The organism is Desulfonatronum sp. SC1, from assembly GCF_003046795.1.
Taxonomy (GTDB): Bacteria; Desulfobacterota; Desulfovibrionia; order Desulfovibrionales; family Desulfonatronaceae; genus Desulfonatronum.
Window position 1 is genome coordinate 1 of the sequence record NZ_PZKN01000244.1, and the last position, 383, is coordinate 383.

Sequence of the window (383 nt, forward strand, 5' to 3'; positions counted from 1 at the left end):
GGAGTCGGCAGTGCATTCGGATGTTCAATTGCTGGAAGCGCTTCTGTTGGTGCCATGAAAAAGAACCCCGACGGTTTTGGATCATTTCTTCTGTTAACCGCTCTGCCTGGTAGCCAGGGTCTTTACGGTTTTGCAGGCTACTTTCTTATGAGTGCATTCTTTGGATTGCTTAATGATCCCACCTGGGCTCAGGCTTCTGCTGTATTTGGTTCAGGTTTGGCTGTAGGTCTTGTAGGTTTGCTGTCATCTTATCGTCAGGGACAGGTTTGTGCCAATGGTATTGCTGCTATTGGTTCAGGTCACGACGTAGCAGGTAAAACACTTATCCTCGCTGTATTCCCCGAACTATACGCCATTATTGCTCTGGCTGCTGCCTATATGAT

1 protein-coding gene is annotated in these 383 nt (G+C 47.8%); it reads left to right on the top strand.

Features of this window, described 5'->3' with window-relative positions; all coding sequences use genetic code 11:
• Window positions 1–54 precede the first annotated feature (54 nt).
• A partial coding sequence (locus C6366_RS21415; protein WP_233248607.1) for a hypothetical protein occupies window positions 55–383 on the top strand: 329 nt, incomplete at its 3' end.